We start from the raw sequence: 15,500 nt of genomic DNA on the forward strand, positions 1-15,500 counted from the left end.
ACCTATACAATTGCGAAAAATGCAAAGCATTTTGTGGCAATCCAAAACTTTGAACCTCTGCCGCAATGATGACATATATTACCTAAACACCCTATAAAACCTTTTTAAAGTAAACGGAATTAAAAGCATTAAACAAAGACTTACAGCTATAGCATTAGCTAGTGGCCAGTTTCTGGCTAAAAAGAACTCACTCCAGATAAGCTTGCCTATCGTAGTAATCTCAGAACCGCCTAATAAATCAGGAATAATATACTCACCCAAAGACGGTATAAATACAATTGCACATCCCGAAATAATGCCGCTTAGTGACATGGGTATTATAATCTTGAAAAATATAGTAAACTTAGATGCACCTAAGTCTTCTGCAGCTTCCACTATCTGGAAATTAAGTTTTTCAATATTAGCAACTAAAGGAAGTATCATAAATGGCAAATAACAGTATACCATTCCAATAATCACAGAGGTTTGTGAATTAAGTAAATCTAAACCCTCAAAACCCAGTAAATCTGCAAATATACTAATAATTCCATGTTTTTTAAGTATAATCATCCAAATATATACTCTTAAAAGCAGTGAAGAGAAAAAAGGTATAAAAATAGATATCAGCAGCAAATCTTTAACTTTTTGAGTTCTGGTTGCAATATAAAATGCGGCAGGATACCCTATTATCAGGCAGGCTAAAGTTGTTATAATCGCAAGCTTAATAGAGGTTGCATATGCCATTAAATAAAGATTATCAGTAAATAACTCCTTATAATTGACAAAACTTGGTTTGATAATCAAGGCATCATTTTGCTGAATTATAAATGATTCAAAAGGAGGTATGTTATCTACCTGAGTGCAAAATGATATGTATATGACTATAAGCATCGGTAGTACCATAAGCATACCAACCCAAATATGCGCTATTATTTTTGTTATACTCATCTTGCTCATAACTTGCCTTTATTAAAGATATTTCTTAATGTATAGCCCAAAATACCTTATTTATCATACATTTTCTTTATAAGCCATATTGACTTTTAAATCATATGTATTTAATTTAGCACATGCTTTTGTAAAATAAGTAAAAAATTACCTTGCTAATATGTAACATCAAGGTTAATATATTAATAATAATCCATATTGAAGTACCATGATTAACGAAATTAATTACAGTTTAATAATAGATGATGCTTTGCATTATGCTGTCAAAAAAGTTTTAAAACTAACTCAGGAAAACGGTTTAGTAGGCAACCATCATTTCTTTATTTCATTTATTACCAGTTATCCTGGAGTACAGCTTTCTGAAAGGATTAAAAATAAATACCCTGATGAGATTACAATTGTAATTCAACACCAATACGAAGAGTTAAAGGTTGAGGAAGATCATTTTAGCCTAAAACTAAGCTTTAATAATATTAAAGAAAATGTGGTTGTTCCCTTTGCAGCTCTTACCGCTTTTGCAGACCCAAGCGTTAAATTTGGGCTTCAGTTCAGACATGCAGATAACTTATTTAAAGCCGCTAAAGAACAATCTGCAAAGCCACAAAAGGTTAATCAGGTTCCAAATCCAATTGCAGCCGATGATAATTCATCATCCAATGTTATTAGTCTAACAAATTTCCGCAAGGATAAAAAAGATAAGTAAAAAACTAATTTTTCTATAAAATTCAAATACTTGATTGATTATAGTTATTCTTGTGATATTTTATTTGGTTAAATAAGGTATTTAGGGGACTTTTATGAACAACAACAGTTTTTTACAAATTCTGTTAGAAGACGACAGTGGAAACAAAAGAAAATTAGCAGATTTAAAAGGAAAAAGGATAGTACTATACTTTTATCCTAAAGATGATACACCAGGATGCACTGTAGAAGCGCAAAACTTTAGAGATCTTACACCTGAATTCAATGAACACAATACAATTATTTTAGGTGTATCTAAAGATAATGTCGATTCTCATAGTCGCTTCAAATCAAAATATTGCCTGCCATTTAATTTACTGAGCGATATAAATGGCGAGCTTGTAGAAGCATTCGGAGTCTGGGTAGAAAAGAATATGTATGGCAAAAAATCTATGGGAATTGAACGCTCCACTTTCATAATTAATGAAGCTGGTGAAGTTATAAAATCATGGAAAAAAGTTAGCGTAAATGATCATGCTAAAGAAGTATTAGAATATATTAAATCACTATAAAATGCTTACACTTACTGCTTATAATATTCAGGATATTAATAAACTTGCACGTTCTATTGCAAGTAATTTAGAACCTAATAATGTTATTACCTTACAAGGTAACTTAGGCGCTGGGAAAACCACACTTTCTCAAGGTATAATAAAGTTTTTAAATCCTCAGATTCAGGACGTCCCAAGCCCTACTTTCAATATAGTTTTAACATATGATTCAGATTTAGGTGAAATTTGGCATTTTGATTTATATAGATTAAAATCAGAAAATGAATTAGAAGAAATTGCTTTTTTTGATGCAATCAGAAGTAAAGTATGCATAATAGAATGGCCAGAACTTGCTGAAAAATATTTACAAACAAATTCTATCAGAATAAGCATTAATATATTGCCTAATTCTGAAACTAGAGAAATTAAAATTAGTGCAAATAAAGATTATTTAAATAAGGTATTAAAGAATTATGAATACTGATCGACCTAGCTTAAAAAGGGAATTTTTAGAAAAACATAATTTCGGTGACTGCAAAATAATCGAGCTAGTTCCTGATGCATCTCGCAGAACTTATAGCAGACTGATTAATAAAAACGGTGATAGCTACATATTAATGGATGCTCCGCCTGAACATGAATCTGTGGGATCTTTTATAAAAGTTACTAATACACTTAGATCAATGCACTTGTCTGCTCCTGAAATTATTCATTTTGACGAAAAAGAAGGTTTTGTCATGCTTGAAGATTTAGGTGATGACAGTATTAATAAATTTATATCAAATAATCCTCACTTTGAAGAAGAGTATTATCTGAAGTGCGTTGACGTACTTTCAACAGTCTACCAAAACTTTTCAGAGCATAATCATTACGATAATTATGATATAAATTACTTTCTTAAAGAGGGTAAAATTTTTGCAGATTATTGTATATATTCACCTAGCAGAAGTACTACAGAAAATGAAGAATTAAATCATGAATATAAAGAATTACTTACATCACTTTATGACCTGATTCTTGAACCTACAAAAAAAACATTAGTACTCAGAGACTATCACGCTGATAACTTACATATATTACCAATGCGAAAAGGTGTAAATTCTATAGGACTTTTAGATTATCAGGATGCTTTAGTTGGTCACCCATGTTATGATTTAATGTCACTTCTTGAAGATGCAAGAAGAGATGTGGGGGCTGCAACTGTTCATAAATGCGTTGATAAGTTTATTTCAGATAATTCCTTTGATCATCAGGACTTTATGTTTGCTTATTATATTTGGGCATTACAAAGAAACCTAAAAATTGTAGGAATATTTAATCGTAAAGTATATCGTGATGGCAATTTAAATTATCAGAAGTTTTTACCAAGGGTTTGGAGATATATTATTGGTGATATTAACCAGCCTCATTTAATGTACTTTAAAAACTTTATTGAAAAGGTCATTCAACCTGTAGGTTAGACGCTATTTTATTATTATTAGCCTCGGAAGTTTTGATGCAGTGTATGTTTACCACAAAATCTTTAGCAACGACTTCTGGGGTTATCCCCTCATACATATCGTTACTATCAAACGTGTAATATTGAATGCGGAGCTTATTTAAAAGAGCTTCTATAACTTCGTTCCTGATTGCTAATCCCTGTTTATCTACCGCCACATTATTTAAGTACCTTGTAACCTTACCTTGCACCATACCTAAAATTCTTCCATTACCATCCATTAAAGGCCCCCCAGAATTACCATGATTAATAGAAGAAAGGCTAAATTCTATCATCTGCCTGGCATCCTGATAATTAAACTTGGTTAAAGCAACTTCAACTACTTCGTATAATCCTGTTTCACCTCTATCTAAAGGATATCCCATAACATATACTCTTGAACCTGACTGAAGCGTTTTAGTATTTCCTTTAAAAAATGGAATTTTCTTAGGAGAAGTTTCTGATTTTAGTAAAGCCAGATCTACAAATTTATCATAGGCTACCAGTTTTAGTGGCGTAGGTGGAATAGCACCTCTTGCACTGTAATTAATGCAATTTTCTACAACATGGTAATTAGTAGCTATATAATTTTGCGTAACAAAAAAACCTGTACCACTGGATATATTATACTTCCCTTGGGGCAGGTCACGGAACCGCACTTTATCCCATAAAGGATCATTTGCAAAGCATACAAATGGAAGTATTAATAATATAAGTGTGTATTTTTTCATTTAAACTACTTTATTTAATAAATGCACTACTTTGGGTTTTATCTGGTTTATTTACATTCAAATTTATACCGTTCTCTAAATCGGTCTGATTTGCCTTTTTTTGCTGAGTTTCAGCAACGTCTATTATATTTTCAAGTGATCCTGCTACTTCGTTTAATTGTTTAACTTTGTTATCTTTTGGATTTTTATGAAATATTCCAACTATTGCTTCTTTAATAATATGCAGGACTTCTTTTATGTGATGAGTAAAGTTTCTATATAAATAATTACGTGTTAATTTTTGCATCATTTTCTGTTGCTTTACTACAGACTCCATATCTTTTTGTACAATTCCGACTTTTGACACAGTGTTCTGAATGTCTTTTAAAGATTTTACTTCTGTAGAAGTCTGTAAGTTTGTAAGATCTGTAATAATAGAACGAACATTTTCTGAGCTTTTTAGATTATTATATTGATTATGAAACTCATCATATGACTTTGTGATTTCATCGATAATAACTCTATTTTCCGAATTAAAGTTATCTAATTGATTTTGTCTAATTTGATTTCTGCCTTCTTGCTCTATCACTGCATTATCAGCGACGCTATTAAGTTCATCTATAAAACTTTGTTTATTATTAATAAATTGAGATACAGTTTTACTTTTGATGACCTTTCCATTCAAACCAAACTTAGTCATAAGATTAAAACAATGACCCGCATGCGCCAAATGATGCCTGATTTGAGCAAATTTACCTTTAGGTATTATTTTAGTAGTTTGAAGCGCATTTACTTCATTTCCTACCTGACCTAATAAATGTGGCAATACATTTTCTTTTTGCTGCATAAATGTTCTCAATTTATTTATATTAATATACTATATTAATTATATTGCAATAAACTGAGATGGGTCAAATTATATAAAGTTGATAAATAGTTAATTTTGCATTAACTATATGAATTATATAGAAAAAAATTACGATATTTTTTTGGTAAAAAATACACCACCAATAATCATTGATGAGACCAGTGAGATCATATAATAAATAATGGAGGCAGCGATAGCTAATTCTGCATCTATTGGAAATATGTAGGCCGAGTAAACCATTGATATTTCACGAATTCCTATTCCTCCAATTGATACAGGAAAAATTAAGGCTGCTGAAGATATAAAAAATACAATTGCATATTCAATTAAACTAACATTAGGCATTATATCAGAAATGACCATATAAAAGCCTATATAGCATAGTATTTGCACTAAAATAGATTTAAATAAAGCATATAATGATAGCTTTAAATTCTCCCCCAAATATTCCCTAGTAACATATCTATATAAGTATAAGTTCACCAGCATGCCTAAAGCTGCAATTAACCAAATATATTTAGCAATAAATTCTATTTTATAACTTGCAAAAGGAAGCAAAGAAAGTACCAGAACAGCAAGTGCAAGCATTCCACTTCCTCTGTCGCTTAAAACTATTTTAAAAGAATCAAAAACGCTAAATAAGTAAATTTTATTAAGGATATATAATTTATACCCTTCGCCCCCTACTCCACCAGGTAAGAAATTGCTAACCATACTTGAGCGGTAAAACAAATTCAGGCAGGACTTATAACTTGCTTTCACTCCATGAGATTCTATATAGTCCTTAAGTCTTAACGCACTAATATTATATGAAAAATTAAATGATATAAATGCTACCGTTAAATGAAAAACATTTATCCTACTTAAATAATTTACAATCTCATTAACATCTACCTTAGTATATAAATGGTAGAATATTAATGCCATTATTGAAATTTTCAGTAAAACGAGTAGTGCTTTTTTCATTTATTTCTTCACTTTTGTAATTTTCTTTATTTCGTAAGGTTTTTTATGCTGAGATTCAAAATATGTACGCATTACTAGTTCTGCTATAAAACCAGTAGTGATAAGCTGTACACCTGACATAAAAGTTATAATAAATAGGTAAAACAAAGGCTTATCTGTAATAGACTGCCCCATTACCTTAAGTGTTACTAAATATATTGATACTAAGCCACTAATAATAAATGATATAATACCTAAAGTACCAAATAGATGCATAGGTTTTTGACGAAACTTAAGCATGAATACCATCAGCATAAGGTCACTTACTACTCTGAATGTTCTGCCAATACCATATTTTGATTCACCATATTTACGCGCGTGATGTTTTACGTCAACTTCAATAATTTTGGCACCGTTTATATGAGCGAGTATTGGTATAAACCTGTGAAGCTCACCATATAAATCAAGTCTTTTAGCAATATCGCCTTTAAAAACTTTTAAAGTACAACCATAGTCTTTTAAGTTTACATTAGTAAGCTTTCTAATCAAATAATTAGCTATTTTACTTGGTATTTTACGCAGCAACATTCCGTCCTGGCGTTTTTTTCTGCGACCAGCAACCACATCAACTTTTTGATCTTCTAAAAGCTTAATCATCATAGGTATATCGCTTGGGTCATTTTGCAAATCACCATCAATAGTTGCAATATACTTGCCTTCTGCATGCTCAATGCCAGCTGCCATAGCGGATGTTTGACCAAAATTACGGCTAAATTCTATGAGCTTGATTCTGGAATTATTTTGCTCATGTATTATTTGGCATGTTTTATCACTTGAACCATCATCTACAAAAATTATCTCATAATCGATATTTTCTAAACTATTACTAATTGCTTCGATAATGTGAATAATATTATCTTCTTCATTGTAAACTGGTATGACTACAGATAATTGCATCACTTACCTCCTGTATTCTATATTATTTTCGGCTTTAGAAGATATAATATAAATAAACTTAACGCAAGCGTTAGGAAATATATCTCTATCATTGCTTTCTAAATTAAATCTAGTAGTATAGTCAGTACTTTATAAATGTAGTAAATTCAGGTTGATTTGGGCTTCAAATTGATGTATTTACATATTAAATAATTTGTCCTTTTTAAGTAGGTGTTTATGCTAGAAGATATTCGCGATTCTGTGTCGGTTTCACTCGAAGATGAGATGAAAAAATCTTACCTTGATTATGCTATGAGCGTAATCGTTAGTAGAGCGCTGCCAGATGTTCGCGATGGTCTTAAGCCTGTTCACCGCCGTATTTTATACGCAATGTATGAATCTGGTTGCGATTATAACAAACCTTACAGAAAATCTGCGAGAATCGTGGGTGAGGTAATGGGTAAATATCACCCGCATGGTGACGCTGCTATTTATGATTCATTAGTACGTATGGCGCAGGATTTCTCGCTTAGGCTTCCTCTTATTGATGGTCAGGGTAACTTTGGCTCAATGGATGGTGACTCTCCAGCGGCGATGCGTTATACAGAATCAAGGCTTGATAAATCAGCGCATTCAATGCTAGAAAATATCAATGAGCAGACCGTAGACTTTAAAGAAAATTATGACGGCTCCGAACTTGAACCTACAGTTTTACCTGCAAGATTCCCTAACCTTTTAGTAAATGGTACAAACGGTATTGCCGTAGGTATGGCAACAAATATTCCACCTCACAACCTTGGCGAAGTAATTGACGCGTGCTGCGCATATATTGATAATCCAGATATTACATTTGATGAAATTGGTGAGATTGTTAAAGGCCCTGATTTCCCAACAGGTGGTATAATCCTTGGCATGTCTGGTATTAGGTCAGCATTAGCGACAGGAAGAGGCTCTATAGTCATCAGAGGGCGCACTGAAATTGAAGAAACCAAAGAAAAGAAGCAAGCTATTATTATTACCGAAATGCCCTATCAAGTTAATAAAGCTAAACTTGTTGAGCGTATTGCCGAGCTTGTTAAAGAAAAGAAAATTGAAGGTATTACCGACCTGCGTGATGAGTCTGATAAATCAGGCGTTCGTGTCGTTGTTGAAGTAAGAAGAGATGCATTTGCTGACGTGATTTTAAATCAACTTTATAGCTATACACCGCTTCAAACAAGTTTTGGTGTTAATGCACTTGCCCTTCATGAATCGCGCCCAATGCAAATGAATATTAAAGATATCATTGCGGCTTTCTTAAATTTTAGAGAAGAAGTGGTTGTAAGGCGTACAAAATTCAGACTAGGCAAAGCCAGAGATAGAGCGCATGTATTAATCGGCCTTGCAGTTGCGGTAAGCAATATTGATGAAGTAATCCAGCTTATTAAATCATCTCCTGATGCTCATACTGCTAAAGAGCGTTTAATGGCAAGAGGGTGGGATGCTGGAAATGTACTTCCGATGATTAAACTTGTTGAGAGTTCAAATATCATTAAAACAGTAAGTGATGTAATTAACCTTACTGAAGAACAAGCAAAAGCTATTTTAGAGATGAGACTTCAAAGACTTACAGCACTTGAGCATCAAAAAATTAATGACGAGCTAAAAAACATCGTCACAGAAATTGCTGACTTCCTTGATATTTTATCATCAAGATCTCGTCTTCTTAACGTTATTAAAGAAGAAATGATTGAAGTTAAAAATGAGTTTGCAACACCTCGCAGAACTTCAATTGAAATGTCAGAATTTGAGCATGATATTGAAGACTTAATTCCACGTGAGGAAATGGTAGTTATCGTAACAATGGGCGGCTATATTAAACGTGTTCCGCTTTCTACATACAGAGCGCAAAGACGTGGCGGCAAAGGCAGATCTACTATCACTATGCACGAAGAAGACATGACAACAGATTTATTTGTTGCAAGTACACATGCACCAGTATTATTCTTCTCATCACTTGGCAGAGTTTACAGGCTTAAAGTTTATAAACTTCCTATTGGTTCACCACAATCGAAAGGTCGTGCGCTTGTTAATATTTTCCCACTTGCTGAAGGTGAAGTTATCAATAACGTAATGGTGCTTCCTGAAGACAGAGAAGACTGGAAAGGTAAGCACATTGTATTTGCTACTAGCCATGGTAACGTAAGACGTAACGATATTCAGGACTTCGAGAATATTCCATCTAACGGTAAAATTGCTATGAAGCTTGAAGATAATGATAGCTTAGTTGGCGTTGCACTATGTACAGATGAAAACCATATTATGCTTGCTACAAATTCAGGTAAAGCCGTAAGATTTAACGTTGAAAACGTTAGAGTATTTAAAGGTCGGACATCTGTAGGCGTAAGAGGCGTAAGACTTAGCGAAGTTGATAGAGTAATTTCTATGTCAATTATTAATGGCGGCTCATATGACATTGAAGAGCGTGAATTATTTACATCGATTGAGCTTCAGCTTAGAAAACAAATTGCACTTACTCCAACAGATGAGCTAATTAATCAGGTAGAGAGTGATATTTTAGGCAAGCTAGGCAAAGAAAAAATTGCTAAATTTGCTGAACAAGAACAATTCATTTTAACCGTAACTGAAAATGGATTTGGCAAACGTACATCTGCATATGAATACCGCATTACAAATCGTGGTGGTCAGGGCGTAACAAACATTGTCACATCCGAAAGAAATGGCGGCGTGATTGCGAGTCTTCCAGTTTGCGATACAGACCAGATCATGTTACTTACAAACAAAGGGCGTATCATTAGATGCCCTGTACATGACATCCGTATTTCAGCTAGAAGTACGCAGGGCGTTAAACTCTTCTCGATTAATGATAATGAAAGCGTAGTATCTGCAATCAGAATCATCGATGGCGCAAGTAACAATGAAGAAGAAGGTGAATTAAGCGATACAAGTGGTGATACAAATGAGCAATAGGATTGGCATTTATCCAGGTACATTTGATCCAGTGACGATTGGTCATATGGATATTGTTAAAAAAGCTTTGATGGTTGTTGATAAACTTGTTCTCGGTATTGCTATAGTAAACTTTAAAAACACAGTATTTAGCGCTGCTGACAGGGTTACAATGGCAAAAGAATATATCAAAACCTTGCCTGAGGAACTACAGGCAAGGATTGAAGTTGCTTACTTTGATGGCTTATTGGTAAACTTTGCTAAAAAGATTGGTGCAAATCTGATTCTTCGTGGCATTAGAGCGGTTAATGATTTTGAGTTTGAATTTCAGTTAAGCTGCGTAAATTCTAGGCTAATGCCTGAACTGCAGACTATATTTATCCCTTCATCAGAAAACAACCAATATGTATCTTCACGGTTTGTAAAAGAAGTTGCAAAACTTGGCGGCGACATATCTAGTTTCTCATGTGAGTTTGTAGTAAATAAGCTTACTGACTATTATTCAAAACAAATAACTAAAGAGCAAACTTTCCCTAATGACTGATGATAATGGAATAAGAAAATATAGAAAACGTGAGCGCGAAATAAGCGCCGTTTTGGAAGACTTTTTAAAACCAGTATTTGAAAAACAGGGATATGCTATAACCAAAATATTATTTAACTGGCATAAGATTGTTGGAAATAATGATATTATTAGTTATGCAAAGCCAATTAAAATTACATCCCATAAAACATTTACATCTACTCAGCATGTTTTAATGGTAGAATGTGATAATCCATTTGTTGCACAAAAAATCGGTTATTCTAAAGCAGTTATGTTAGAACGTATAACTAACTTTTTAGGCTATGCTGCTGTTCATGATATTAGAACCAAATTAGTGCCCAAAGATAATACCAAACCAAGACCAATTAATCTAAAAGACATTCCTGTAACATCTATTCAAAAACAAAACATTGCAAGTATTTGTAAGGCAAGTGATGAGGAAATTGAGACGGTTTTAAATTCCTTAGGGAATACTATCTGTAAACGTGACAATTTGGTTTTGTTAAGAAAAGGAGTGCCGCAGGATAAGTGGTAGTATTTGAATGACTAGTAAATTAAAACATGTAATAAATGTCAAATTAATATCATCTGATGTTGCTTCAGATTTATGTAAAAGAATAACTATTCAATTGCCTGAATATTTTGGAATTATGGAAGCAAATGAAAATTATTTTAACGGTATATTTCAAAAAACAAATTTTGCTGCTAAATATAATAATGAATATGTTGGATTATTATCTTTAGAATTTCCATATTCTAATAATAGTAATGTTTATTGGATGGGAATATTGCCTAATTATCATAATAAAGGTATTGGTAAAAAGTTATTACAATATGCCAGTAAATATTCTTTAGAAAAGGGAACCGCCTCGATTACTGTAGAAACATTGTCACCAAATCAAAATGACCATAACTATTATAAAACTTATCAATTTTATAGATCATTTGGTTTTCATCCTTTATTCAACATAAAACCATTAAATTATGAATGGGAAATGGTATATATGATTAAAATCCTAAAAATTCAATGAAAAACTTGCAATTATTTTTATTAACTTTTCTATTCTAAATTTTTTCTAAAGTATAATTTGCCTACTATTTCTCCAATACTATAACCCATTTTTTGATAAAATTTATGACTTAAAGCTCTTTCTTCTCGAATACCTGAAGTAACTTCAATAACTTGAACGTTTTTACTTTTACATACCATTTCCATATGATTCATTAAAGTACTACCTATACCACTGTTTCTGCTATCTCTATTAACAATTAACCCAGTAATACGGCATACCTTATAAATATATACAAAACCTTCAGTAATTATAAAAGTAATTAAACCAACAATTCGATTATCTTTTTCTGCAATATAAATATTGTAGTTTGGGGAATTTGAATATATTTCAATTCTGTTTTTAATAGTTTCATAAGTGCCAGGATAACCATATTGTTCCATTAGCGGCAGCAAATATTCTATATCATTTAAATTCGCCTGTCTTATGACTAGCATATAGACTAAGCCATTTCTTCGTGCGATATTACAGTAAACAGGCCTTTACCTTTAATAACGTTTGCAAAACCGCCTTTCTCATGAAGTGAGAATACTACTACTGGAATATGGTTCTCACGAGCGAGGGCAATTGCTGAGGCATCCATAACTGCTAAATCATCCTGAAGAACTTGCTTATATGTGAGCGTATTAAATCTTGTAGCATCTTTATTTTTCTTAGGATCTGCGCTATATACACCATCAACCTGCGTACCTTTAAGCAGTGCATTACAGTTCATTTCTACGGCTCTGAGTGCTGATGCTGTATCTGTTGTAAAGAATGGGTTACCTGTACCTGCTGCAAATATAACTACCCTGCCCTTTTCCATATGTCTTACAGCTCTTCTGCGAATATATGGCTCGCAAATTGTTGTCATTGGAATTGCAGACTGCACCCTTGTGCTAATGCCAAGGCTTTCCAAAGCGCTTTGTAGTGCCAGTGCATTCATTACAGTCGCTAACATTCCCATATAATCTGCACTTGCTCTGTCAATACCTACTTCACTAGCAGACACGCCGCGGAAAATGTTACCACCCCCAACTACTAAACAAACCTGCACGCCCATATTATGTACTTCTGCTACATCTTCACATATTCTTTTAATTGTTTGAGGATCGTGACCAAATGGCAAATTACCCATTAATGCTTCACCAGATACTTTTAATAAAACCCTTTTATATTTAATGTTATCAGCCATGTAATCCTCTTAAAAATATATGTGTTTGCTACTTTTGCGGCATTTTTAAAAGACCTAAGTAGAATTACTTAGGTTTTTGTAAAATATTTTTTCTGTTTAGGAAAATTTATTAACTAGAATAAACTTTTCAAAGCAGACTGACATATTTATATATTTTATTTAGCTTTAGTACAAGCTGCAATTTAGCTTTATTATAAAAATGAAGATTTAGCAATTTTACCAAACCTTCATTTCAATATTTTTATAAACATTTACCTTGGATAAATCAGATATCTGGCAGAAGTTAAAAACAAAATGTACCTAAATGTACATGAGTTTTGCTACGACGAACCAGTATCTGATTTTGCCAAATATTCAAGTATTTACCTTGGATAAATCAGATATCTGGCAGAAGTTAAAAACGAAATGTACCTAAATGTACATGAGTTTTAGATCCGTCATACCTAAATCTGATTTTGCCATATGCTTTGTATTTACCCTGGATAAATCAAATTCTGGCAGGAGTAAAAAACGAAGTGTACCTAAATGTACACGAGTTTTGAAATGACGAACCAAAATTTGATTTTGCCAAAGGTAAATTTATTTTGTACCAGCAGCGGCAGCCACTTCCGCAGCAAAGTCTGTTTGTTCTTTTTCGATACCTTCACCTAATGCGAAACGTACGAATGATTTGATTTCTACTTTAGAACCTACTTCTTTGCTTAAGTCTTCTAATACCTGGCTGATTTTTGTTTTACCATCCATTACGAAAACTTGCTCTAAGAGAACAACTTCTTCGTAGTATTTTCTTACGCGACCTTCGATCATTTTTTCAATGATGCTGTCTGGCTTGCCTGATGCTCTTGCTTGTTCAGCAAAAATATTCTTTTCACGCTCTACTAAAGCTGGATCTAATTCTGAAACATTTAAAGATTCAGGTTTAGAAGCTGCGATGTGCATTGCAATTTGTTTACCAGCCTGAGCTACTTTTTCATCGTTAGATGAAGTCTCAAGTGCTACTAACACACCGATTTTACCCATGCCTTCGCTTGCAGCATTATGAACATAACTGATTACTGTACCGTTAGATACTTCAGCAAGTGCAACTCTACGGAGGTTGATGTTTTCGCCAATTACTGCAACAGCTGCCTTAATTTTTTCTTCAACAGTCGCGCCGTCAGCCATTTTTGATTCTTTAAACGCCTGAACATCAGTCATTTTTTTAGAAGCAAGTTCTGATGTAACATCATTTACAAGCTGAATAAACTGGTCATTTTTAGCTACGAAATCTGTCTCAGCATTAAGTTCAAGCATGATACCAGTTTTGCCTTCAACTTTAAGGCTTACTAAACCTTCAGCAGTTGTTCTTGATGATTTTTTAGCAGCAGAAGCAAGCCCTTTTGTTCTAAGCCAGTCAGTTGCTTTTTCAAAATCACCACCGTTTTCGTCTAAAGCTTTTTTACAGTCCATCATACCTGCGCCTGTTTTTTCTCTAAGCTCTTTAATCATTTGTGGAGTTACTGACATAATTACCCTCTTTTATTGTTCTATTAGATTATAAAGGGGATCATTAAGATCCCCCAATTTTAACTACTCAGCTGATTCAGCTTTGTCTTTTTTGACTGGTTTTTTTGTAGTTTTCTTTTCTACAGTTACCTTTGGCTTAGCTGCTGTTTTTTTAGCAGGTCTAGCTTCAGCGTCTGATTTTCCTTCTTCTTCAGATGCTCTTCTGCCAGCAGGCTTTCTAGCGCCACCTTTTCTTGATTTAGAAGCTTCTTTATCTTTTGTCTCTAAAAGTTCCTGAATATTTTCTACTTCACCAAGATCAACACCTGAATCTGCAAGACCGTCTCTAATACCAGCAATAATTGCTTCAGAAACTAATCTGCAATATAATTTAATAGATCTTGTAGCATCATCATTACCAGGAATTGGGTATGTTACGTTATCTGGATCAGAGTTTGTATCGATAACTGCAACAACTGGAATACCAAGTTTTACAGCTTCTTTAATAGCCAAGCTTTCTTTGTTTGTATCGATTACAAAAATAAGATCAGGTTGACCACCCATAGAACGGATACCACCAAAAGATCTGTCTAATTTTTCTCTTTTTTTGTTAAGCTCAATAACTTCTTTTTTTGTACTTTTTTCTACAAAATCTTCATCGTCTAAGCTTGTTTCCATTTTAACAAGTCTTTGGATAGATCCTGAAACGGTTGGCCAGTTTGTAAGCATACCGCCTAACCATCTGTGGTTTACATAGAACTGACCACAGCTTTTTGCAGCTTCAGCAATAAGTTCTCTTGCTTGTAATTTTGTACCAACAAACATTACTTTTCCGTTATTTTTAATAACTTCATAGATAGCAACAAGAGCTTTATGAAGCATAGGAGCAGTTTGTTGAAGATCGATAATATGAACACCGTCTTTCTCACCATAAATGAAAGGAGCCATTTTTGGATTCCATCTCATAGTTTTATGACCGTAGTGAACACCGGCATCTAATAATTCACGAATTGTAAAATTTGGAATGTTTGTCATTTTTTTATACCTTTTATATACCTGATTTTCCTTGAAAATTGCCCAAAAATAGACTTTTGGGTGAAATATTCCCAAATAAAACAGGTATTAGTAGTTAATCCACCGCACCCACTGATGATTAGGCAAGCCTAACACTACTAAAGTACTC

17 protein-coding genes are annotated in these 15,500 nt (G+C 33.2%); 8 read left to right on the top strand and 9 right to left on the bottom strand.

The genetic code is table 11. The annotated features are described in order from the left end of the window. Positions 1 to 78: 78 nt before the first annotated feature. Positions 79 to 936: a hypothetical protein gene (locus tag BGO27_07295; protein OJV15705.1), complete on the bottom strand. Its 858-nt coding sequence runs from the start codon at positions 934 to 936 to the stop codon at positions 79 to 81. 199 nt (positions 937 to 1,135) lie between these two features. Here BGO27_07295 and BGO27_07300 point away from each other — a divergent pair, with 199 nt between their 5' ends. The 4 genes from BGO27_07300 (at position 1,136) to BGO27_07315 (ending at position 3,619) form a co-directional block, all read left to right on the top strand. After that, entirely contained in the window at positions 1,136 to 1,630 is a 495-nt protein-coding gene (locus BGO27_07300; protein ID OJV15706.1) for a hypothetical protein, read from the top strand. A 94-nt stretch (positions 1,631 to 1,724) separates the two neighbouring features. Then, entirely contained in the window at positions 1,725 to 2,180 is a 456-nt protein-coding gene (locus BGO27_07305; GenBank protein ID OJV15707.1) for a peroxiredoxin, read from the top strand. Between the two features lies 1 nt (position 2,181). Continuing rightward, positions 2,182 to 2,643, top strand: a complete 462-nt coding sequence (locus tag BGO27_07310) for a tRNA (adenosine(37)-N6)-threonylcarbamoyltransferase complex ATPase subunit type 1 TsaE (protein OJV15708.1) — start codon at positions 2,182 to 2,184, stop codon at positions 2,641 to 2,643. Next, positions 2,633 to 3,619, top strand: a complete 987-nt coding sequence (locus BGO27_07315; GenBank protein OJV15709.1) for a hypothetical protein — start codon at positions 2,633 to 2,635, stop codon at positions 3,617 to 3,619. Before BGO27_07310 ends, BGO27_07315 begins: the two co-directional genes overlap by 11 nt. Here BGO27_07315 and BGO27_07320 read toward each other — a convergent pair. The 4 genes from BGO27_07320 to BGO27_07335 form a co-directional block, all read right to left on the bottom strand. Further along, positions 3,600 to 4,367 carry a hypothetical protein gene (locus BGO27_07320; GenBank protein OJV15710.1) on the bottom strand — a complete coding sequence of 256 codons (768 nt, stop codon included), beginning with the start codon at positions 4,365 to 4,367 and terminating at the stop codon, positions 3,600 to 3,602. The genes BGO27_07315 and BGO27_07320 overlap by 20 nt on opposite strands. Before the next feature lie 10 nt (positions 4,368 to 4,377). Then, positions 4,378 to 5,193 carry a hypothetical protein gene (locus BGO27_07325; protein OJV15711.1) on the bottom strand — a complete coding sequence of 272 codons (816 nt, stop codon included), beginning with the start codon at positions 5,191 to 5,193 and terminating at the stop codon, positions 4,378 to 4,380. Positions 5,194 to 5,322: 129 nt separating this feature from the next. Next, positions 5,323 to 6,180, bottom strand: coding sequence for a hypothetical protein (locus BGO27_07330; protein ID OJV15712.1), 858 nt, complete (start codon positions 6,178 to 6,180; stop codon positions 5,323 to 5,325). Continuing rightward, a complete protein-coding gene (locus BGO27_07335) occupies positions 6,181 to 7,116 on the bottom strand; it encodes a glycosyltransferase (protein ID OJV15713.1) in 936 nt (311 codons plus the stop codon). Between the two features lie 216 nt (positions 7,117 to 7,332). Here BGO27_07335 and BGO27_07340 point away from each other — a divergent pair, with 216 nt between their 5' ends. Genes BGO27_07340 through BGO27_07355 form a run of 4 tightly spaced genes read left to right on the top strand, consistent with a single transcriptional unit; the run spans position 7,333 to position 11,619 of the window. Beyond that, positions 7,333 to 10,065, top strand: a complete 2,733-nt coding sequence (locus BGO27_07340) for a DNA gyrase subunit A (GenBank protein ID OJV15714.1) — start codon at positions 7,333 to 7,335, stop codon at positions 10,063 to 10,065. Further along, positions 10,049 to 10,588, top strand: coding sequence for a pantetheine-phosphate adenylyltransferase (locus BGO27_07345; GenBank protein OJV15843.1), 540 nt, complete (start codon positions 10,049 to 10,051; stop codon positions 10,586 to 10,588). Before BGO27_07340 ends, BGO27_07345 begins: the two co-directional genes overlap by 17 nt. Continuing rightward, positions 10,581 to 11,123 carry a hypothetical protein gene (locus tag BGO27_07350; GenBank protein OJV15715.1) on the top strand — a complete coding sequence of 181 codons (543 nt, stop codon included), beginning with the start codon at positions 10,581 to 10,583 and terminating at the stop codon, positions 11,121 to 11,123. Before BGO27_07345 ends, BGO27_07350 begins: the two co-directional genes overlap by 8 nt. 7 nt (positions 11,124 to 11,130) lie before the next feature. Next, complete coding sequence (locus BGO27_07355; GenBank protein ID OJV15716.1) at positions 11,131 to 11,619, top strand: hypothetical protein; 489 nt, start codon at positions 11,131 to 11,133, stop codon at positions 11,617 to 11,619. A 29-nt stretch (positions 11,620 to 11,648) separates the two neighbouring features. On the opposite strand, the gene BGO27_07360 is transcribed toward BGO27_07355, so the two are convergent. From BGO27_07360 to BGO27_07375, 4 genes are all read right to left on the bottom strand, one after another. Then, positions 11,649 to 12,095 (bottom strand): hypothetical protein, encoded by a 447-nt coding sequence (locus BGO27_07360; protein OJV15717.1) that lies wholly within the window; start codon positions 12,093 to 12,095, stop codon positions 11,649 to 11,651. A 5-nt stretch (positions 12,096 to 12,100) separates the two neighbouring features. Continuing rightward, the gene (locus BGO27_07365; GenBank protein ID OJV15718.1) at positions 12,101 to 12,832 is read right to left on the bottom strand and encodes a UMP kinase; all 732 of its coding nucleotides are present in this window, start codon (positions 12,830 to 12,832) and stop codon (positions 12,101 to 12,103) included. 579 nt (positions 12,833 to 13,411) lie between these two features. After that, complete coding sequence (locus tag BGO27_07370) at positions 13,412 to 14,338, bottom strand: translation elongation factor Ts (protein ID OJV15719.1); 927 nt, start codon at positions 14,336 to 14,338, stop codon at positions 13,412 to 13,414. 63 nt (positions 14,339 to 14,401) lie between these two features. Beyond that, entirely contained in the window at positions 14,402 to 15,352 is a 951-nt protein-coding gene (locus BGO27_07375) for a 30S ribosomal protein S2 (protein OJV15720.1), read from the bottom strand. Positions 15,353 to 15,500: the final 148 nt, after the last annotated feature.

This window comes from Alphaproteobacteria bacterium 33-17, assembly GCA_001897445.1.
GTDB lineage: Bacteria > Pseudomonadota > Alphaproteobacteria > Rickettsiales > 33-17 > 33-17.